Origin of the sequence: Deinococcus sp. Leaf326, assembly GCF_001424185.1 — a bacterium.
Taxonomy (GTDB): Bacteria; Deinococcota; Deinococci; order Deinococcales; family Deinococcaceae; genus Deinococcus.
On record NZ_LMOM01000001.1, the window covers coordinates 359,805 to 379,333 of the forward strand.

Genomic DNA, 19,529 nt, shown 5'->3' on the forward strand with positions numbered 1-19,529 from the left:
CTCTCTTTTCCCCGCGTTCTCTACCCCACTTTCCCGCCGGAGGCCCCCCATGACGAGCACCCTGACCCCCCCCACCAACCCCAACGTGACCCCCCAGACCGGCGACCAGCGCACCATCTTGTCGGCGCTGCGGAGCTTCCTCAAAGACCGCGTGGAGCCCGGCGCGGCCGAACGCGACCAGACCGGCGAATTTCCGCACGACATCGTGCGCGGGCTGGGCGAACTGGGCATCATGGGCGCGCAGACGCCCGAGGCCTACGGCGGCTCGGAACTGGACACGGCCACCTTCGCCATGATCATCGAGGAGATCGCGGCGGTGGACGGCAGCCTGTGCCTGACGGTCGCCTCTCACAACTCGCTGTGCCAGGGCCACATCCTGATCGGCGGGACCGAAGCGCAGAAACGCAAGTTGCTGCCCGACCTCGCCAGCGCGCGCAAACTCGGCGCCTGGGGCCTGACCGAACCCGGCAGCGGTAGCGACAGCGGCGGTATGGCCTCGCGCGCCGCCGAGCAGCCCGACGGCTCGTGGGTCCTGAACGGCTCGAAGAACTTCATCACGCAGGGCAGCGTGGGCGGCACCTACGTCGTGCTGGCGCGCACCGACCCGGCCCGTGCGGGCAAGAGCAAGAACGACGGCATCAGCGCGTTCGTGTTCAACCGCGACGAGGTGCAGGGCTTTTCCATCGGCCGTAAGGAAGACAAGCTCGGCCTGCGCTCCAGCGACACGGCCCAGCTCATCTTCGAGGACATTCATCTGCCCGCCGACGCCCTGCTCGGCGAGCGCGGCAACGCCTTCAAGGACGTGATGCGCGTACTCGACGGCGGCCGGGTGGGCATCGCCGCGATGGGCCTGGGCCTGGGACGCGCCGCCTTCGAGTACGCCTCGCGCTACACGCTGGGGCGCGAGCAGTTCGGCAAACCCATCGCCCACAACCAGAACCTCGCCTTCCGGCTGGCCGACCTCGACACCCGGCTGGAAGCGGCCCGGCTGCTCATCCGCAAGGCTGCCGACCTCAAGGACGCGGGGCAGAACTTCACCGTGCCCGTCGCCCGCGCCAAGCTGTTCGCCACGACGGTCGGCGTGGAGGCCTGCGACGAGGCGATCCAGATGCTCGGCGGCTACGGCTACGTCAAGGAATACCCCGTCGAGCGCTTCTGGCGCGACAACCGCCTGACCCGCATCGGCGAGGGCACCGACGAGGTGCAGCGTCTGGTCATCAGCCGCGACGTCCTCAAGCGCTTCGCCCTGTAAGTGGTGGCAGGGCAGCTTCTTCCTGGATGGAGCTGCCCTGCGACGCGAACAGCCTGCGCCCGTCGCCTCAGTCCACGACCCGCGCGTACTTGAAGGTGTACTTCTTGGCCCAGTTCAGGGGCACGTAGGCGAAGCCCGAGTCACCCCAGCAGTCGCCCCAGGAATTGCGGATCACGAGGTAACCGCCCGTGGTCCAGCGGTTCTGCGGCAGGTACTGCTTCGTCTCGGCTTCGCTCAGGTAGTCCACGAGCACGACAGCGTGGTTGCTGCCGGGCGCCACACTGACCGGGAGGTCGGGCACGAAGCCCGAGGCATCGGGTTGCAGGTAACGTGAATCCACTGAGATGACCACCGGGGCCGTCCAGGAGGCCATCGCGTAGTTCTGGATGCGCGTGGTGTTGGCCGACGCGTTGGCCGAGGTGGTCTGCGGGCGGTACCAGGCGTCTACCTTGCTGCCCCAGTTGACCGGTTGCGCGGCGTACAGGTTGGTGTTGCCCGCGACGTTCAGGACCGCGCAGACCTTGAACCCGGCATTCACGCAGAAGACCGGATACTCGTGGCTCGTCTCGCTGCACCAGGTCTGATACTTGCCGGCCACCTTGGCGAAGGTCGCGTCGTAGCCCTTGCACACCCCGGCGTAGGTCTGGGTCTGGCCTGTGGGCACGCCGGGCCACTGCGCCCCCGCGTTGTAGTACCACGACGTCTCCAGCACCGGGCTGTAGCGGCGGTCGAACACGGCCTTGAAGGCGGCGATGGTATCCTCGCCGTCGCTGGCGGCCTGGGCCAGCAGCGTGCCGTCCTGGCGGTTCACGTCGTACTTCACGAAGGCGTTGGTGGCCTGCTCGCTGAAGTTCCATCGTTTGCCCGTGGCCTGAGCCTTGCGGTCCTCCAGGAAGGCGGTCAGCGCGAAGGCCCAGCACGTCCCCCGGTTGCCCTGCGCCTTGACGGCCGTCCAGCGCGCGGCACTGGGCAGGAAGCCGGCGTAGTGGTACAGGCCGGTGCTGCTCCAGCCCTCGCAGCGGCCCTTGCTGCCCGCGCGGTCGTAGTAGCCCTTGCCGAAGATGTTGATGGCCCCTTCTTCCTCGGTGGGGTTGTCGAGCGACAGGGCCGACAGCGTCTGTCCCGACAGCGACTTGAGCTCGCGCGCCGAGGACTTCAGGTTGCCGCCCACGCGGTTGACCGCCGTCTCCAGGCGGGCACGGGCGGCGTTCACCGTCTCCAGGTCAGCGCTTTCCAGCCGGCCCGGATCGACCAGTTCGTAGGGGCGCAGGTCCACGCCGCTCCGCGCCGCCGCGTCCTGCAACACTTGGTAGTCGCTGGCATAGGCCGGGCGCTGCACGGTCACATCGGCCAGGGCCCGCAGCGCCACGACGTAGCCGGGCAGCTCGGTCACGGGGCGGTTGATTCTCACGGTGCCCACTCCCCCATCGCCGGGCATCTTCAGGGTTTCGGTGTCGCCCGGCGTCCCGCTCAGGTCGCCCAGTACTCCCAGCAGAACCGGGTCAAGCCGCGAAATCTCACCCTTCCAGGCCTCGGCGCGCTGCGCCGCCCCGGTGTCGCGCCGGCGCAGTTCCTCCGAGGTCACGTACCGGAACTGCCCACTGGAGACCGCGTCGGCCAAGCTCGCGGCGTCTACCGTCTGCGCCCAGTCGGGAATGGCCGCTGGGTCTACCACCGGCCCCGCCTGCAGGGTCGCGCGCTGCTCGGCGCTCAGGCCGTCCACCGGGTCGGGCGGAGTGGTGCCGCCTCCCCCGCTCCCGCCACCGCACGCCGCCAGTACCAGGGCCAGTGTCACTGCCAGTCCGCTCAACCGTTTCCTGTTCATGGTGTTTCCCCCTGCGCGGCATGGTGCGCGGGTGGGCGTTGCACGGGCGTTTCAGGGGGGCGGCCCAGAAAAAACCCTTCCCGCTGGGGGAAGGGGCTAGCTGAGGCCGATTCTGGGGGGACGGTCAGGCCAGAATCTGACGGGGAACGGCCTGCTCGCCTCTCTCGAAGGCAACGCCGTTCTCGCCGAGAACCACGCGCACTTCCTCGCTGCCGCTGCCGATGAGCTCCAGGGCCAGCGGGTCCTCGATCTCCTCGCGCACCAGGGTCCGCAGCTGCCGGCTGCTGCCGACCGCGTGCTTGGGGCTGCGGGCCTTGAGCTTGCCGACCAGCCACGCGGCGATGGCGGGATCGAAGGTGACGTTCAGCTCGCGGCTGGCGAGTTCCTCACGCATCTCGCCCATGAGCTGCTGGGCCACCCGCACGAGTTCCTCCTCACCCAGCGAGCGGAACCGGATCACGTCGTCGAGGCGATCGAGGAACTCTGGCGTGAAGATGTGCCGCAGCGGCGCGTTGTTGTCGGGCGTGACCGGCGAGAAGCCCACCGTGGGGTTGACATTGAAGCCGGTATTGCTCGTCATGATGATGATCGTGCGCCGGAAGTCCACCGTGCGGCCCAGGCCGTCGGTCAGGCGGCCGTCGTCAAGCACCTGAAGGAAGGTGTTGTACACGTCCGGGTGCGCCTTCTCGATCTCGTCGAGCAGGATCACCGAGAAGGGCTGACGGCGCACGGCCTCAGTCAGGCGGCCGCCCTGCTCGAAGCCCACATAGCCGGGGGGCGACCCGATGAGCTTGGAGACACTGTGCGACTCCTGGAACTCGGACATGTCCACCCGGATCAGGGCGCGCTCGCTGCCGAAGAGGCTGCGGGCCAGCGCCTTGGCAAGGTGGGTCTTGCCGACGCCGCTCGGGCCGACAAATAGGAAGCTCGCGGCGACGCGGGTGCGCCCGCCCAGGCCCACGCGGGCGCGGCGCAGCGCCGAACTCAGGGCCTTGATGGCCTCGGGCTGTCCGTACACCTGATCCTGCAGGTTCTGGTCGAGGTCGCCCAGTTGCGCGGCCGTCTCCTCGCTGTAGATGCCGCCCATCGAGTTGATGACGGCCTCCATGTCCTCACGGGTCACGACTGGCTCGCCGTCCTCGTTCTCGGCGATGGGCAGGCCCACGCTCATGTTCAGGCGCACGCGGCTGGCCGCTTCGTCGATGAGGTCAATGGCCTTGTCGGGGAAGTTGCGCCCCGGCAGGCTGCGTTCACCGATACGCACGGCGAGTTCCAGGGCGTTGTCGGGAATCTGGACGCCGTGGTGCTCCTCGTACTTGGGCCGCAGCCCTCGCAAGATCTGGAGGGTCTCGGCAGGGCTGGGCTCCAGCACGATCACCGGCTGGAACCGGCGCTCCAGGGCGGCGTCCTTTTCGATGTAGCGGTGGTACTCGCCCGTGGTCGTCGCGCCGATCACCTGAATCTCGCCGCGTGACAGGGCGGGCTTGAGAATGTTCGCGGCGTCCAGCGTCCCCTCGGCGCCGCCCGCCCCGACCAGGGTGTGCAACTCATCAATGAAGGCCATCACCTTGGCGTTGCGCAGTTCCTCGATGATCTGGCGCAGGCGTTCCTCGAACTCGCCGCGGTACTTGGTCCCCGCGACGACGCCGCTCAGGTCGAGGCTGACCAGCCGGACGTTGTGCAGGTTGGGCGGGGTGCGCTTCTCATGGATGGCGAGCGCGAGGCCCTCTACGATGGCGGTCTTGCCCACGCCGGGGTCCCCGATGAGGACTGGGTTGTTCTTGGTGCGGCGGGTCAGGATCTGCGTGACGCGGCGGATTTCCTCGCTGCGCCCGATCACGGGGTCGAGTTTGCCCTCGCGCGCCCACTTCGTCAGGTCGCGGCCGTATTCGTCCAGGAAAGGCGTAGCGACCGGTTTGGCCGGCTTGCCGCCGGTCTGCTCTCCCTGGGCGAGGATGCGCCAGCGGATCGTGTCCACGTCCTTGGTCAGTTCCTGCAGGATGCGGAAGGCCACGCCGTCACCCTCGCGGATGATGCCCAGCAGGATGTGCTCGGTCGAGGTCACCTGGGCGCCCAGACCACGGGCCTCGCTGCTCGCGAGTTCCATGACGCGCCGGGCACGTGGGGTGATGCTGGGAGCGTCGTTGAGGCGGTTGCCCTCGCCGCGTCCGATGATCTCCTCGACGCGGCGGCGCAGGCCGTCCAGGGACGCTCCGAATTCGCCGAGGATGCCGGCGGCGGTGCCGCCCTCTCGCATCAGACCCAGCAGCAGGTGTTCCGGGCCAACCATCGCGTGGCCCAGGCGGTTGCCCTCCTCGCGGGCGTAATGAAACACCAGGCGGGCGCGGTCGTCGTATCGGTTGGTCATGTGGCTTCCCCCTGAGATGGGTGCGTGTCGGCGTCGAGAAGAGACCTGCCCGGCCGGGCGGCGCGGGACGGAAGAGTTCCCCTCCCCCGTCTCACGCGGACTGGGCCGAACCAGGCAGGATGTGGCACGCCGTCAGGATAGCGCCGCCGGGTGAGACGGAGCGCGCCTAGTCTTACCTTTGTCGGGGCCTGGAAACGGGGGGTGGGCCGCGGGCGTCATTTGTGCGCCGCCGGCGCCAGGGTCCCCAGGGCCACGTTCAGGACCGTGTCCTCACCGCGCGTGATCAGGGCGTCCAGGTCGGTCGCCGCCGCGAGCTCGGGCGTCATGCGTTCCGGCAGGGGCTGATCGTCGCGGCCGTAGGCCCGCAGCACCGTCACGGCCAGCACGCCGCCGTCGGGCAGGTTCTGAAACACCACGCCGCTGTTGCCCACGCCCCTAGTCGTCTCCCCCACCACGCGCGCCCCGGCACGCTGCGCATACACGCTGAACACCTCGGCGCACGAGGCCGTGTTCGGGCCGACAAGTACCGCCGAGGGCCCGGTCCAGACCCGCATGTCCGGCCCGGCGAACAGCGTATCGAGATACCGGCCCTCTTCTCCGTTCAGGCCGGTGTAGGTGAAGCCGCCCACCCGGAACTGCGTCTTGTAGACCACCGGGCCGTAGATGCTCGCGGCCGCCACACACTGGTTCAGACTGCCGCCGCCGTTGTAGCGCAGGTCCACCACCAGGGCGCGGGCCCCGGCCGCCTGCGCCTCACGCACCCGCGCCAGGAACTGCCGCGCCGAGTCGTCGGGCAAGAAGGTGGGGAAGTCGATGACGGCCACCTTGCCGTCCGCGCCTGCCCAGCTCAGCGTCGGCACGTCGCGGGCCTGGAGACGGGCAGTGATCAGGCTGAAGGTCTGGGCGGGCGCGCCGGCCCGCCGCACCGTCACCTCAATGGGCTCGCTGGCGCGTTCGAGCCGCACGAACTCGTTCGGGCCGACCGGCGCGCTCTGCCCGTCCCGCCGGCCCGCCGCCTGCCCCTGAACGGTCTCCAGGAGGTCGAAACGGCGCAGGCCCGCGCGTTCGGCCGGGCTGCCGGGCGAGACCGACACGACCAGAAGGCCGCCCTCGGCACGCACGGCGCGCAGACCGGTACGCTGCACAGCGAGGTTCTGGGAGATCTCACGCAGCCGCTCGGCGCCCTCGGGGTCGCGCACGTTCGTGTGGTCGTCCCCAAAAGTCTTGAACAGGTCCCCCAGCACCGCGCGACCGGTGGCGTAGTCGCAGGCCTCACCCTGCGGCGCGCAGCGGTCCGAGAGCTTCTGAGCGTACTCGCCGGCCAGCAGACTGAAATTCTGCGTGGCCCACCCGTAGTAGCTGTCGTTCACCGCCCGCGTGGCCGCGCTGTAGAGGTCGGTGGCCGGACTGGCGAGGGCGCCCCCTGCCAGCGGCAGGGAGAGCAGGGCCAGCAGGAGGGCGCGGCGCGGCGTGGGCACGCCCTCAGGCTAGCGCGCCGCGCCCGGGCGAGAGAGGGTCGAAAGGTGGATTTGCGCTCTCCTCTCCGCCAGAGGGCTGACCTGCGGCGGTCCCGGCCCGCCGGAGTCCCGCCTCAGCCGATCAGGGTCCGCAGGATGCCCACACCCTCGACCTCGACCTCGACCGTATCACCGCGCGAGAGCGGCCCGACGCCCTCGGGCGTGCCGGTCAGCACCACGTCGCCCGGCTCCAGCGTGACGTACCGGGTGATGTACACGAGGATCTGCACCACGTCGAAGATCATGAGACTGGTCCGGCCGTCCTGACGCGTCTGGCCGTTCACGCGGGTCTGCACACGCAGGTCGGTGGGGTTCAGGTCGGTCTCCAGCCACGGCCCCAGGGGGCAGAAACGGTCGGCGGCCTTGGCCCGGAACCACTGGAGGTCGGTCTTCTGGAGGTCGCGGGCCGTCAGGTCCAGCGCGCAGGTGTAGCCCAGCACGGCGGCCAGAGCGGTATCGGGCTTGAGGTCGCGGGCCCGCTGCCCGATCACAAGCGCGAGTTCGCCCTCGAAGTGAAAGTTCTCGGTCCACGCCGGGTACTCGACGACGCCGCCCGGCTCGGCCAGCGTGTTGGCCCCCTTGAGGAAGATGCCCGGCTCCTGCGGCAGCCCGGCCGTGTCGTTGCCCAGTTCGCGGATGTGGTCGAGGTAGTTGCGCCCCACACATACGACCTTGCCCGCTTCGGCGGGAGCCAGCAGCGTGAGAGTATCCAGCGGCGCCGAGGAGCCGTCACGCGCGCCGCCCATGCCCTGCGTAAAATGCACCGTCGCACCCTCGAGTTGACCCCAGCGCGCCGTTTCCTGATCGAGTACCCTGACGAGTTGCATGGGCTCAGCATAGCCTGCGGCCTCCGCCCGGCCGAACCAGACTGACGCGGACTTGACGCGCCGGACCATGTTCCTCATGTGGACTTCATAAGCAGGCCGGCTCCTGGGGGTAGGTTGACCGTGATGAAGCGCCACTCCGTGTCCCTCGGTCTCCTGACCGGGCTGAGCCTCCTGGCTCCGGCCCTGGCGGCGCCGGTCAAGCTCAGCAACCTGCCCGTGTCGGTCGAACCCAGCGCCAAGCTGCTCACCCTCACCGACGCCGGCATCCGCAGCGCCTTTCCCTCGGCCGCCGGCCGCCCCGACGCCGTGTTCATGACCGAGGACCGCAAGGTCAGCGTGGCTTTCGAGTGGCGGGACGGCAAGCTGGCTCCCAACGAGGTCGAGAAGCTGATCACCCAGTTCCCGACCGTCATCCGCTCGCAGGTGCCGGGCATCAAGAGCCTCAAGGCCGGCCTGGTCCAGGTGGGGGGCTCGCCGTGGGCCCAGTTCGTGTTCACCACGCCCGGCCAGGGCGACGACCTGCGCCGCGAGCTGATGATGACGAGCGTGGGTGGGCGTGTGCTCGTCCTCACCATCGCCGGCAACGTCAAGGACTACTCGCGCAATGAGGCGGTCATCCGTACCCTGACCGGTAGCGTCCGGCTGAACTGAGGCCGTCCCAGCCCGGATGATTCAGGACCCACCGCGCCAGCACGCTGCTCCCATATGCTTGCCAGAACCGCGATTTGGCGGTGTCATCGGCAATTGCGAGACAGCCCGGACTCGGTTCAGAGAGCAGCCTTTAGAATGACCGAATGTCGCCCGCCCCTCATCTGGACGTGACCCAGCCCCGGCTGCTCTACCGCAGCGGCGGCCTGCGCTGTGAAGGGGCGAGCTGGCGCCGGCGACCGGTCTTCATCAAGACACGCGAGAGCCACTCGCCTGCTACGGTCCGCCGCTTCTGGCAGGAGGGCGAGATCGCCTCGCGGGTATGTCATCCCCTGGTTGTGCCCCTGCTCGTCCGCACAGCTACCCAGCTCGTCTATCCCTGGATCGAGGGCCGGAGCCTGCGGGACCTGCTCGAACAGGGTCCGTTGTCCCCAGACGAGGCCACCTCTGTCGCCTGGGGCATTCTCGAAGCCCTGGCGTATCTGCACGGCCGCGGGATCACGCACCATGACCTCAAGCCCGAGAACGTGATGCTGGAGGGGGGCCGCGCGGAGGCGGGGGCCGTGCGCCTCATCGATTTCGGCATGAGCCACCTTCAGGACCTGCCGGACGGCGCCGAAAACCTGCGGATGGGCACGCCGCAGTTCATGGCGCCCGAGCAGTTCGGGGGGGTGCGCGGCGACCCGCGCAGCGACCTGTACTCGGTCGGCGCCCTGCTGTTCGACTGCGTGGCGGGCGAGCCGCCCCACAAGGACGCCCTGGCGTGGCTGCTGGGCCGGACCCAGCCCGACCCCGAGCTGCCCGGCCCGGACGCGCTGCACACCTTTTTTGGACGCACGCTGCAGCGCGACCCGGCGAGGCGCACGGCCGAGATCCGGGAGTTGCAGGCGTGCCTGAACCGGGCGCGGGGCCTGCTGGGCCTGCCGGAGCTGTCGGCGCAGGACGTGCTGGGCCTGCCGGACCTGCCATGGCGATAATCGCCTTCACTGGCAACCGCTTTCTGGCCGACGAGACGCTGCGCGACACCCTCCGGGCGCGGGGGTTCTCGCCCCGAGACTTTCCCCGCCTGGGCGGCGAGGACGTGAGCGCCGAGCAGCTTGGTCCCCACCTGTCGCCGGGGCTGTTCGGAGACGGCGGCGTGGTCGTGGACTTCGAGGGCCTCAAGCCCGACAAGGCGCTGCTGGAACTGCTTGCGGGTGCGGCGGTGACGGTCGCCATTCTCGACGAGGTGCCGCCCGCCACGCGCCTGAAGCTCTACGAGAAATCGGGCGAGGTCATCGTGTCGCCCGCGCCCAGCAAACCCGGCGACGTAACCGGCTGGGTCGTGGCCCGAGCCAAAAAGCAGAAGCTGGCGCTGGACCCCGCCGCCGCCGCCTATCTGGCCGAAGTGTTCGGCGCCGACCTCGCAGGCATCGCGGGCGAGCTGAACAAGCTGACCCTCCTTGACGGGCCACTGGGCCGCGAAGAGGTGGCCCGTGTGGTGGGCCGCGAGCCACCCGGCGACTCCTTCGCCATGCTGGGCGCTGCGACGGCGGGCCGGCCTGGCGAGGCCCTGACCCAGCTGCGGCGCCTGCTCGCCTCGGGCGAGGACCCCTTCCGGCTGATGGGCGCGGTCGTGTGGCAGTACAGCCTGATCGCGCGCTGCGTGGCCCTGCTTCAGGAAGAAGGCCGGATGACCGAGACGACCGCCGCCACCCGCCTGGGCGCCAAACCCTACCCGGTCAAGAAGGCGCTGGAGGTCGCGCGCCGATTGAACGAAAGTAAGATTCGCGGCCACCTGACCCGCATCCTCGACGCTGACCTCGCCATGAAGCGCGGCCAGGACGCAGGCGCGGCGCTCGAACGCCTCATCATCCAGCTCAGCGTGTAACCGGGACCTCGGCCCTGCCGGCGAGGACCTGCGCCGGGGTCACACACCGGCCGCTCGATCTCCTGCTAAAATTGAACCCAGTTCAAAACCAGACGCCACCCAGTCGGGGTGGCCCCAGGAGTGGTCATGGAGTTTACGCTGTCCGATGAACAACGTCAGTTGCAACAGCTCGCGCGCGATTTCGCCCGCCGCGAGATCATCCCGGTGGCGGCCGAGTACGACCGCAAGGAAGAGCTGCCGTGGCCCGTGGTGGACAAGGCCTTCGAGGTCGGGCTGCTGAACACCGCCATCCCCGAACATGCAGGCGGCCTGGGCCTGGGGATGCTCGACGAGTGCCTGATCGGTGAGGAGCTCGCCTACGGCTGCATGGGCATCTATACGGTGCTGATGGCCTCCGAACTCGGCATCACGCCGCTGCTCGTGGGCGCGACGCCTGAGCAGCAGAAGCGCTTTCTCGGGCCGATGACCGAGAAGGCCAGCCTCGCCGCCTTCGCGCTTTCGGAGCCGGGCAACGGGTCGGACGCCGCCAACATGCAGACCACGGCGGTCCTCGACGGCGACGAGTGGGTCATCAACGGCACGAAGATGTGGATCTCCAACGGGGGCGTGGCCGAGATCACGGTCGTCTTCGCCACGACCGAGCGCGGCGGCGGACATGCCGCGACCGTGGCGCTCGTGGTGCCCAAAGACGCGCCCGGATTCTCGTATCACAAGATCGGACACAAGATGGGCCAGCGCGCCTCCCTGACCTCGGAACTCGTGTTCGAGAATGTCCGTGTGCCGCGCGAAAACCAGCTGGGCGGCCTGGGCGACGGCTTCCGCATCGCCATGAAGACGCTCGATAAGACGCGCATTCCGGTTGCGGCTGGCTCGGTGGGCATCGCCCGGCGCGCGCTGGACGAGAGCGTGAAGTACGCCAAGGAGCGCGAGGCCTTCGGCAAGCCGATTTCGAGCTTTCAGGGCGTGAGCTTCAAACTCGCCGAGATGGCGATGGGCATCGAGACCGGCCGCCTGATGTACCAGAAGGCCGCGTGGCTGGTAGACGAGGGTCAACCGCACGGGTTCGAGAGTGCGATCGCCAAGGCGTACTGCTCGGACATGGCCTTCAGCGCCGCCAACGAGGCGATTCAGGTTCACGGCGGTTACGGCTACGTGGGCGAGTACCCGGTCGAGAAACTGCTGCGCGACGTGAAGCTCAACCAGATCTACGAGGGCACGAACGAGATCCAGCGGGTCGTCATCAGCCGGACGCTGCTGAAGTAACCGCGGCAAAGGGTGAGGGGCGCAGAATCAGCCCCTCACCTCTGTGTTCAGAAGATGCGCGGGTTCGGCTCGATGTCCAGGGTATTGGCCTCGTCCGTCTCGTCGGCCCAGACCTTCATCTGGGTGAGGCGGGCGCTGCCGAAAGTGGTCGAGAAGGCCACGTCGGAAGCGTCGCGGCCCTGGGCGATCAGGACGCGGCCGGTACGCGGCTTGTTGTGGCGCGCGTCGAAGGTGCGCCACTCGCCGTCGAGGAACGCCTCGAACCAGGCGTGAAAATCCATCGGCACGGGGTCGGGCACGATGTCGATGTCGGGCATGTACCCGCACACGTAGCGGGCCGGAATGTTCAGCGCGCGGCAGAACGCCACGCCCATATGCGCGAAGTCGCGGCACACCGCCCGGCCGCTGTCGAGCGCCTGCTTGGCGGTGGTGCTGGAGTTCGAGCCGTAACCGTACACGCACTGGTCCTGCAGATGGTCGCAGATGGCCTGCACCTGCGCCCAGCCGCCCTGGATATGCCCGAACCGCTCCCAGGCCTCGGCGCTCACGAGGTCGCTGTCCACGTAGCGGCTCGGCAGCAGGTAGCCGATGGTCTCGTCAGGCAGTTCCTCGACGCGCATCTTGCGCAGACCCGGCAGGATGGGGTCGGGCACGCGGCTCACCTCCGCGATCAGGTCGTGGCCGATGGTGAAGACGCCCGGCTGGGCCAGGATGCGCCAGACAAGGTTGCCGTGCGCGTCGGTGTAGGTGTGGATGCCCTGCGCCGCGCCCAGAGGCCTCTGGTCGACGATGCGCTGGCGGGTGCCGGTCGCGCCGAGACGGCTCTGGGGCTGCACGACGAAGAGCATCGGCGTGGGAAAGGGAACATCGAAAGTCAGGGAGAAGCCTGCACGAACACGAACGGGGCGGTCAATCGGGGCAGTCTCTGCATCGTGCGGGGCCATACCCCTACAGTGTGAGGCTTCTGGAGCCGGATGAGATGTGATGCCTATTTCACCGGGCCGGACCTCAACGGAACTTCAGCCTCCAGCGCCCTGCCCCGGTCTAGGCTGAGGCCATGAACCGCCTCGCTCAGGAATCCAGCCCGTATCTGCGCCAGCACGCCGGGAACCCGGTGGACTGGTGGCCCTGGTCGCCGGAGGCCTTCGCGGAAGCCCGGCGCCGCGACGTGCCGGTCCTACTCTCAGTGGGCTACTCGACCTGTCACTGGTGCCACGTCATGGCGCACGAGAGCTTCGAGAACGAGGCGACCGCCGCGCAGATGAACGCCGGCTTCGTGAACATCAAGGTGGACCGCGAGGAGCGCCCCGACATCGACGCGGTGTATATGGCGGCCACGCAGGCCCTGACCGGCCAGGGCGGCTGGCCCATGACCGTGTTCCTGACGCCGGACGCCGAGCCCTTCTATGCGGGCACCTACTTTCCACCGCGCGAAGGTCTGGGGATGGCCAGCTTCGGGCGCGTGATGGGCAGCGTGAGCGGCGCATGGGCCACCCAGCGCGACAAGATGCTCGGCAACGCGCAGGCCCTCACCGCCCACATCCAGGAGGCGAGCGCGCCGCGCCGGAGCGACGAAGCGCTGCCTGAGAACGCGGCCGAACTGGCCGTCGAGCACCTGCGCCGCGTGTACGACGCCGACCTCGGCGGCTTCGGGGGGGCGCCCAAGTTTCCCGCCCCCACCACGCTGGACTTTCTACTCACACAGCCGGGCGGGCGCGACATGGCGCTGCACACCCTGCGGCGCATGGGTGTGGGAGGCATCCACGACCAGCTCGGCGGGGGCTTTCACCGCTATAGCGTGGACGCGCAGTGGCTCGTGCCGCATTTCGAGAAGATGCTCTACGATAACGCGCAGCTCACGCGCACTCTGCTGCGGGCCTACCAGGCCAGTGGAGACGGGGCCTTCGCCGCCCTCGCCCGCAGCACTCTGAACTATCTGGAACGCGAGATGCTCTCGGCCGAGGGCGGTTTCTTCAGCGCCCAGGACGCCGATACACCCACCGAACACGGCGGCGTGGAGGGCCTGACCTTCACCTGGACCCCGGCCGAATTCCGCGCCGCGCTGGGCGACGGCGAGGACGCCGACCTCGCGCTACGGGCCTACGGCGTGACCGAGACGGGCAACTTTCTCGACCCCCACCAGCCGGAGTACGGGCGCCGGAGCGTGCTGCACCTGCCGACGCCCTTGGAGCAGCTGGCTCGCGACCTCGGGCCGACGCTGGGTGAGGACGTGCCCGCACGGCTGGAAGCGGCCCGCACCCACCTTCTCGCCGTGCGGCAGACCCGCACGCAGCCCGGGACCGACGACAAGGTGCTGACCTCTTGGAACGGGCTGGCGCTGGCGGCCTTCGCGGACGCGGCGCGTGTCCTGGGCGACGCCAAGTATCTGGAGGTGGCCCGCCGGAACGCCGAATTCGTGCGCCGTGAACTGCGGCTGCCCGACGGCACCCTGCGCCACACCTACAAGGACGGACAGGCGCGGGTCGAGGGCCTGCTCGAAGACCACGCGCTGTACGCGCTGGGGCTGGTCGCGCTGTTCCAGGCGGGCGGCGACCTCGCGCACCTGAACTGGGCGCGCGAACTGTGGACCGTGGGGCGGCGGGACTTCTGGGACGACAGGGCCGGGGTTTTTCACAGCGCGGGCGGCCGGGCCGAGCCCCTGCTCACGCGGCAGGCGCAGGGCTTCGATTCGGCGGTCCTGTCGGACAACGCGGCGGCGGCCCTGCTCGCCCTGTGGGTGGACCGCTATTTCGGGGATACGGAGGCCCTGGACATCGCCCGGCGCACCGTCCAGAGCTTCGCGGGCGACATGCTGGCGGCCACTGGGGGCTTCGGCGGGCTGTGGCAGGCGGCGGCCTTCCTGGAGGCCCCACACACCGAACTGGCGATCCTGGGTACGCCGGCCGAGCGCGCGCCGCTGGAACGGGCAGCGGCACGGCACTTCCTGCCCTTCACGGCGCTGGCCTTCACCGGGGCGGGCGGCGACCTGCCGGTGCTGGAGGCGCGCCCCGGCGGCGGGCAGGCCTACGTGTGTGTAGACCGCGCCTGCCAGTTGCCGACCCCCGACCCGGCCACACTCGAACGGCAGCTCGGGGTACTCGCCGGTCGCTGAGCCCAGTCAGTGCGGATAGACACCCAGGGAGCGCTCCTTCTGAGCGTCAGCGGCCACTCCGGGCGAACTTCAGCCCGGGGTCCAAGTCGCGGCAAGCTGACCGTTGGTGACGGTCAGGGTGGTGAAAGCCGAGCGTCCACCGGTGAGGTCGGCACGGGCGGTCACGCTCTGCCCGGTCTTGTCACACTTCAGGGTGGATTCGAGGCTGGTGAAGCGGGTCGCGCGCGTGTTCAGGACCGTGTAGCCGCCGGTCTTGGACAGGTGCAGGCTGCGCCCGGCCAGCAGGCCGTCCGGCGAGGGGTCCGAGGGACTGGCTCCGTCGAAGCGCAGCGCCACGGAGTCTCCAAGGGTCTGGTCGTCCTTCCAGGGAATTGCGGCGTCGCTCCAGGTCACGCTGCCGCAGGCCGCGATCACGGCGGCAGGCACCGTCACGGTGACGGCCTGGACACTGGGGCCACTGGTCTGAAAGCAGCCGGTCAGGAATGGAAGGGTCAAGAGAGGCAGCAGGCGTCGCATGTCCGGACCATAGCTGAGACGTATGAGACCTGTGCCACACTTGAGGCCCGCCCGGACCGGGACCGGGAAGGGAGACGGAATGAATCCCACCCTGCTGCGCGTGCTGATCACTGTGCTGGTGCTGGTCCTGACCGGGCTGGGGGTCTACACCCTGGCCTATGCCTTCGGCCTGGGCAGCCAGGGGCAGGGCGCGGCGCACCTGGGTCTTGCGGCAGCGGGCCTGCTCGCCCTCGCGGCGACGTGGCGACTGCCCCCAGCCGGGTTGCGGGTGCTGGGCGTGACGGCGCTCGTTGCCCTGCTGGCGCTGCTCTGGCAGATCGGCGGCTTCTGAACACCCAGCTTCCAGCTTTACGCCCTGAACAGAATAGACTCTGATACACTCATCTGATGACTTCCGCGCCCTCAGGTTCCCCGCTGCTCTCGCAGCTCAACGAAACGCAGGCGCAGGCCGCCGACCACTTCACCGGCCCCGCGCTCGTGATCGCGGGCGCGGGCAGCGGCAAGACGCGCACGCTGATCTACCGCATCGCGCACCTCATCGAGCAGTACGGCGTGCAGCCCGGCGAGATCCTGGCCGTGACCTTTACCAACAAGGCAGCAGCCGAGATGCGCGAGCGGGCCAGCCATCTCGTGCCCGGCGCGGGTGACCTGTGGATGAGCACCTTCCATAGCGCGGGCGTACGCATCCTGCGGGCCTACGGCGAGCACATCGGTTTGAAGCGCGGGTTCGTGATCTATGACGACGACGACCAGTCCGACATCCTCAAGGAGATCATGGGAAGCATTCCTGGGGTCGGGCCAGACACTACCCCCCGCACCCTGCGCGGGATTTTGGACCGCGCCAAGAGCAACCTGCTGACCCCCGACGATCTCGCCCGCAGCGGCGATCCGTACATCTCGGGCCTGCCGCGCGAGGTGGCAGCCGAGGTGTACCGCCGCTACGAGGCGCGCAAACGCAGCCAGAACGCCATCGATTTTGGCGACCTGATCACCGAGACGGTGCGGCTGTTCCGCGAGGTGCCGGGCGTGCTCGACAAGGTGCAGAACCGCGCAAGGTTCATCCACGTGGACGAGTACCAGGACACCAACAAGGCGCAGTACGAACTCACGCGACTGCTCGCCTCGCGCGACCGCAACCTGCTGGTCGTGGGCGACCCCGACCAGTCGATCTACAAATTTCGCGGCGCCGACATCCAGAACATCCTCGACTTCCAGAAGGACTACCCCGACGCCAAGGTCTACATGCTGGAGCACAATTACCGCTCGAGCGCCAGCGTCCTGAAGATCGCCAACAAGCTCATCGAGAACAACACCGAGCGCCTGGACAAGACCCTCAAGCCGGTGAAGGACGCGGGCGCGCCGGTCGCCTTTCACCGCGCGACCGACCACCGCGCCGAGGGCGATTTCGTGGCGCAGTGGATCACGCGTCTGCACGGAGAGGACCGCCCCCTGACCGAGATGGCCGTGCTGTACCGCACCAACGCCCAGTCGCGCGTGATCGAGGAATCGCTGCGCCGAGGCGGCATCGCGGCCAAGATCGTGGGCGGCGTGGGCTTCTACGATCGCCGCGAGATCCGGGATATCCTGGCCTACGCCCGGCTGGCGATCAATCCGGCCGACGACGTGGCCCTGCGCCGCATCATCGGGCGGCCCAAGCGCGGCATCGGAGACACGGCGCTGGAAAAAATGATGGCCTGGGCCCAGACGCACGGCAAGACGCTGCTGGAAGCCTGTGCCCGCGCCGTAGAGGACAACATCCTGGACCGCGGCGCCCAGAAGCCGGTCGAGTTCGCCGCCCTGCTGAGCGCCATGAGTGAAGCGGCCGAGAACTACGAACCCGCACCGTTCTTCCGTTTCGTGATCGAGACGAGCGGGTATCTGGACCTGCTGCGCCAGGAGGGGCAGGAGGGGCAGATACGCATGGAGAACCTCGACGAACTCGTGAACGCGGCTGAGGAATGGTCGCGCGAGAACGAGGGCGGCGTCCACGACTTTCTCGACGACGCGGCCCTGCTGTCGAGCGTGGACGACATGCGCACGAAAAAGGAGAACCGGGACGTGCCCGAGGACGCCGTCACCCTCATGACCCTGCACAACGCCAAGGGCCTGGAGTTCCCGGTGGTGTTCATCGTGGGAACCGAAGAAGGCCTGCTGCCCAGCCGGGGCGCCCTGACCGAGGGGCCGGGCGCCATTGAGGAGGAACGGCGGCTGTTCTACGTGGGCATCACGCGGGCGATGGAGAGGCTGTTCCTGACGGCAGCCGAGAACCGCATGCAGTTCGGCAAGACGAACGCCGCCGAGGACAGCCGCTTTCTCGAGGAGATCGGCGGCGAGTTCGACACCATCGACGCCTACGGCCAGAACGTCGAGTACCGCGCCAAGAGCTGGAAGACCTATCGCCCAACGGTCCCGACGACGGGCGCAGGTGGGGGCTACAGCAGCCCGGTCAAGAACACCAGCCCCCTCACCGCCGACATGGCCTACCGGGGCGGCGAGAAGGTCAGCCACCCCAAGTTCGGCGAGGGACAGGTGCTCGCGGTGTCGGGCGTGGGCGATCGCCAGGAGGTCACGGTGCATTTTCCGAGTGCGGGCACGAAGAAGCTGCTCGTGAAGTTCGCCAATCTCAGCAAGGTGTAGGCGGGGCTAGGAAGCTGGCGTTTCCGGTCTTCCCCGCCCTGTCTACCGCCGGCCGCGCTGCGTGAAGGCCGCGTAGCGTTGCAGAGCGTCCCAGCCCGCGCCCGCCCCCATGACCTCGCGGGCCTGCTCGACGCCCTCGCGGATGCTGCCCACGCGCCCGGCGGTGCGCAGGCCCGCCCCGGCGTTCAGGGCCACGATGTCGCGCTGCGCGGGGGTGCCGCCGCCCGTGAGCAGGGCGCGGGTAATCCCGGCATTCTCAGCGGGTGTGCCGCCCACGATGGCCTCTTTGGGATGCAGGCCCACGCCGACCTCCTCGGGGTGCAGGGTGCGGTCCACGACCACGCCGTCGCGCAGGCCCGAGACAGTGTTCACGCCGCTCACCGTGAACTCGTCGAGACCGTCGCCGTTGACCACGGTCGCGCCCTTGGCGCCCAGCAGCCGCAACACCTCGGCCATGACGCGCGTGAGGGCTGGGCTGAACACCCCGACGACCAGGTGTGTCGCCCCGGCCGGGTTGGAGAGCGGCCCCAGGATGTTGAACACGGTACGGGCCGCGAGGTCCGACCGCACCGCCGCCGCGTGCCGCAGGGCCGGGTGGTAGTTGCGCGCGAACATGAAGCCCACACCCAGGGTGTCGATCGCATCCACCACGACTTCTGGCGGTGCGTCGAGATTCACGCCCAGGGCTTCGAGGACGTCGGCGCTGCCTGAGCGGCTGCTCGCGGCGCGGTTGCCGTGCTTGGCGACCGGCACCCCGGCGCCGGCCAGCACGAAGGCGGTCGTCGTGCTGATGTTGAAGGTGTGCGCGCCGTCACCCCCGGTGCCCACCACGTCCAGCAGCACGTCGCGGGGCTGCACCCGCACCTGCACGGCGTTCTCGCGCATGGCCTGGGCGAACCCCGCGATCTCGCCCGGCGTCTCGCCGCGCACCCGCAGGGCCGCCAGCGCCGCCGCGAGGCGCACGCCGCTCAGTTCGCCCGACATCACGTCGCGCATGAATGCCGCCGCGTCCTCCTGCGAGAGAATTTCACCGGCCATCAGTCGGGCGTGGATCATGCGTGGGCCGCCTGACGCTGCCGCACGATCTCCAGAAAGTTGCGCAACATGTCCATGCCGCCCTCGGTGGCGATGCTCTCAGGATGGAACTGCACGCCATAGATGGGGTGCTCGCGGTGGCGCAGCGCCATCACGATCTCCTCTTCGGGGTCGGTGGTCCAGGCCGTCGCCTCCAGCTCTGGGGGCAGGTCGCGCACGACGAGCGAGTGGTAACGGGTGACGGTCACACCATCAGCCAATCCGGCGAAGAGGCCCTGGCCGCCGTGACGCACCGGGCTGGTCTTGCCGTGGACCGGTTGCGCGGCGCGGCCCACCCGCGCGCCGAAGGCCTCGCCGATGCTCTGGTGGCCCAGGCACACGCCCAGCGTCGGGTACTGCGGTCCCAGTTCGCGGATGACCCCCACGCTCAGGCCCGCCTCGGCCGGGGTGCAGGGACCGGGTGACACCACGATGGCGTCGGGATTCAGGGCGCGCGCCTCGTCCAGTGTGAAGCCGTCGTTGCGCCAGACCGTCAGCTCGCAGCCCAGTTCGCCGAAATACTGCACGAGGTTGTAGGTGAAGGAATCGTAGTTGTCGATCAGCAACAGGCGCAGGGCCTGGGGCTGAAGCTCTGGGACGGATGGGGATGCAGTCATGGC

Annotated in this window: 16 protein-coding genes; 8 read left to right on the forward strand and 8 right to left on the reverse strand. The window is 68.9% G+C overall.

Features of this window, described 5'->3' with window-relative positions:
- Positions 1-49 precede the first annotated feature (49 nt).
- A complete protein-coding gene (locus tag ASF71_RS01840) occupies positions 50-1,252 on the forward strand; it encodes an acyl-CoA dehydrogenase family protein (RefSeq protein ID WP_056293932.1) in 1,203 nt (400 codons plus the stop codon).
- A 67-nt stretch (positions 1,253-1,319) separates the two neighbouring features.
- Here ASF71_RS01840 and ASF71_RS01845 read toward each other — a convergent pair whose 3' ends face one another.
- From ASF71_RS01845 to ASF71_RS01860, 4 genes are all read right to left on the reverse strand, one after another.
- On the reverse strand, positions 1,320-3,077 hold the full coding sequence (locus ASF71_RS01845) for a C1 family peptidase (protein ID WP_082505309.1): 1,758 nt from the start codon (positions 3,075-3,077) through the stop codon (positions 1,320-1,322).
- Between the two features lie 124 nt (positions 3,078-3,201).
- Positions 3,202-5,445 carry an ATP-dependent Clp protease ATP-binding subunit gene (locus tag ASF71_RS01850; RefSeq protein WP_056293937.1) on the reverse strand — a complete coding sequence of 748 codons (2,244 nt, stop codon included), beginning with the start codon at positions 5,443-5,445 and terminating at the stop codon, positions 3,202-3,204.
- Between the two features lie 215 nt (positions 5,446-5,660).
- The gene (locus ASF71_RS01855; protein WP_235514084.1) at positions 5,661-6,923 is read right to left on the reverse strand and encodes a S41 family peptidase; all 1,263 of its coding nucleotides are present in this window, start codon (positions 6,921-6,923) and stop codon (positions 5,661-5,663) included.
- A 113-nt stretch (positions 6,924-7,036) separates the two neighbouring features.
- Positions 7,037-7,789, reverse strand: a complete 753-nt coding sequence (locus ASF71_RS01860) for a fumarylacetoacetate hydrolase family protein (protein ID WP_056295103.1) — start codon at positions 7,787-7,789, stop codon at positions 7,037-7,039.
- A gap of 123 nt (positions 7,790-7,912) precedes the next feature.
- Here ASF71_RS01860 and ASF71_RS01865 point away from each other — a divergent pair, with 123 nt between their 5' ends.
- The 4 genes from ASF71_RS01865 (at position 7,913) to ASF71_RS01880 (ending at position 11,570) form a co-directional block, all read left to right on the forward strand.
- A complete protein-coding gene (locus tag ASF71_RS01865) occupies positions 7,913-8,440 on the forward strand; it encodes a hypothetical protein (RefSeq protein WP_056293940.1) in 528 nt (175 codons plus the stop codon).
- Positions 8,441-8,583: 143 nt separating this feature from the next.
- Positions 8,584-9,414, forward strand: a complete 831-nt coding sequence (locus ASF71_RS01870) for a serine/threonine-protein kinase (RefSeq protein ID WP_056293943.1) — start codon at positions 8,584-8,586, stop codon at positions 9,412-9,414.
- A complete protein-coding gene (gene holA, locus ASF71_RS01875) occupies positions 9,405-10,307 on the forward strand; it encodes a DNA polymerase III subunit delta (protein ID WP_056293946.1) in 903 nt (300 codons plus the stop codon). Before ASF71_RS01870 ends, holA begins: the two co-directional genes overlap by 10 nt.
- A 126-nt stretch (positions 10,308-10,433) precedes the next feature.
- Positions 10,434-11,570 (forward strand): acyl-CoA dehydrogenase family protein, encoded by a 1,137-nt coding sequence (locus ASF71_RS01880; RefSeq protein ID WP_056293949.1) that lies wholly within the window; start codon positions 10,434-10,436, stop codon positions 11,568-11,570.
- A gap of 47 nt (positions 11,571-11,617) precedes the next feature.
- Here ASF71_RS01880 and ASF71_RS01885 read toward each other — a convergent pair whose 3' ends face one another.
- Positions 11,618-12,514, reverse strand: a complete 897-nt coding sequence (locus ASF71_RS01885; RefSeq protein ID WP_056293951.1) for a transglutaminase family protein — start codon at positions 12,512-12,514, stop codon at positions 11,618-11,620.
- Between the two features lie 113 nt (positions 12,515-12,627).
- On the opposite strand from ASF71_RS01885, the gene ASF71_RS01890 reads away from it, so the two are divergent.
- Positions 12,628-14,682, forward strand: a complete 2,055-nt coding sequence (locus tag ASF71_RS01890) for a thioredoxin domain-containing protein (RefSeq protein ID WP_056293954.1) — start codon at positions 12,628-12,630, stop codon at positions 14,680-14,682.
- Between the two features lie 69 nt (positions 14,683-14,751).
- Here the strand turns inward: ASF71_RS01890 and ASF71_RS01895 are convergent, their stop codons facing one another.
- Complete coding sequence (locus tag ASF71_RS01895; protein WP_056293957.1) at positions 14,752-15,198, reverse strand: hypothetical protein; 447 nt, start codon at positions 15,196-15,198, stop codon at positions 14,752-14,754.
- A 79-nt stretch (positions 15,199-15,277) separates the two neighbouring features.
- Between ASF71_RS01895 and ASF71_RS01900 the strand changes: the two genes are divergently transcribed.
- Positions 15,278-15,529: a hypothetical protein gene (locus tag ASF71_RS01900; RefSeq protein ID WP_056293960.1), complete on the forward strand. Its 252-nt coding sequence runs from the start codon at positions 15,278-15,280 to the stop codon at positions 15,527-15,529.
- A gap of 56 nt (positions 15,530-15,585) precedes the next feature.
- Positions 15,586-17,835 carry an ATP-dependent helicase gene (locus ASF71_RS01905; protein ID WP_056293963.1) on the forward strand — a complete coding sequence of 750 codons (2,250 nt, stop codon included), beginning with the start codon at positions 15,586-15,588 and terminating at the stop codon, positions 17,833-17,835.
- A 42-nt stretch (positions 17,836-17,877) separates the two neighbouring features.
- Here the strand turns inward: ASF71_RS01905 and trpD are convergent, their stop codons facing one another.
- Together trpD and ASF71_RS01915 are read right to left on the reverse strand one after the other, a co-directional pair.
- Positions 17,878-18,891 carry an anthranilate phosphoribosyltransferase gene (gene trpD, locus ASF71_RS01910; protein ID WP_056293966.1) on the reverse strand — a complete coding sequence of 338 codons (1,014 nt, stop codon included), beginning with the start codon at positions 18,889-18,891 and terminating at the stop codon, positions 17,878-17,880.
- A complete protein-coding gene (locus ASF71_RS01915; RefSeq protein ID WP_056293969.1) occupies positions 18,888-19,526 on the reverse strand; it encodes an aminodeoxychorismate/anthranilate synthase component II in 639 nt (212 codons plus the stop codon). Before ASF71_RS01915 ends, trpD begins: the two co-directional genes overlap by 4 nt.
- Positions 19,527-19,529: the final 3 nt, after the last annotated feature.

What these genes read in the sequence shown, in the direction of transcription:
- ASF71_RS01845 (WP_082505309.1), bottom strand. Translation starts at nt 3,077, where the DNA reads ATGAACAGGAAACGGTTGAGCGGACTGGCAGTGACACTGGCCCTGGTA.
- trpD (WP_056293966.1), bottom strand. Translation starts at nt 18,891, where the DNA reads ATGATCCACGCCCGACTGATGGCCGGTGAAATTCTCTCGCAGGAGGAC.
- ASF71_RS01895 (WP_056293957.1), bottom strand. Translation starts at nt 15,198, where the DNA reads ATGCGACGCCTGCTGCCTCTCTTGACCCTTCCATTCCTGACCGGCTGC.
- ASF71_RS01915 (WP_056293969.1), bottom strand. Translation starts at nt 19,526, where the DNA reads ATGACTGCATCCCCATCCGTCCCAGAGCTTCAGCCCCAGGCCCTGCGC.
- ASF71_RS01865 (WP_056293940.1), top strand. Translation starts at nt 7,913, where the DNA reads ATGAAGCGCCACTCCGTGTCCCTCGGTCTCCTGACCGGGCTGAGCCTC.
- ASF71_RS01900 (WP_056293960.1), top strand. Translation starts at nt 15,278, where the DNA reads ATGAATCCCACCCTGCTGCGCGTGCTGATCACTGTGCTGGTGCTGGTC.
- ASF71_RS01840 (WP_056293932.1), top strand. Translation starts at nt 50, where the DNA reads ATGACGAGCACCCTGACCCCCCCCACCAACCCCAACGTGACCCCCCAG.
- ASF71_RS01870 (WP_056293943.1), top strand. Translation starts at nt 8,584, where the DNA reads ATGTCGCCCGCCCCTCATCTGGACGTGACCCAGCCCCGGCTGCTCTAC.
- ASF71_RS01890 (WP_056293954.1), top strand. Translation starts at nt 12,628, where the DNA reads ATGAACCGCCTCGCTCAGGAATCCAGCCCGTATCTGCGCCAGCACGCC.
- ASF71_RS01880 (WP_056293949.1), top strand. Translation starts at nt 10,434, where the DNA reads ATGGAGTTTACGCTGTCCGATGAACAACGTCAGTTGCAACAGCTCGCG.
- holA (WP_056293946.1), top strand. Translation starts at nt 9,405, where the DNA reads ATGGCGATAATCGCCTTCACTGGCAACCGCTTTCTGGCCGACGAGACG.
- ASF71_RS01850 (WP_056293937.1), bottom strand. Translation starts at nt 5,445, where the DNA reads ATGACCAACCGATACGACGACCGCGCCCGCCTGGTGTTTCATTACGCC.
- ASF71_RS01885 (WP_056293951.1), bottom strand. Translation starts at nt 12,514, where the DNA reads ATGGCCCCGCACGATGCAGAGACTGCCCCGATTGACCGCCCCGTTCGT.
- ASF71_RS01860 (WP_056295103.1), bottom strand. Translation starts at nt 7,789, where the DNA reads ATGCAACTCGTCAGGGTACTCGATCAGGAAACGGCGCGCTGGGGTCAA.
- ASF71_RS01905 (WP_056293963.1), top strand. Translation starts at nt 15,586, where the DNA reads ATGACTTCCGCGCCCTCAGGTTCCCCGCTGCTCTCGCAGCTCAACGAA.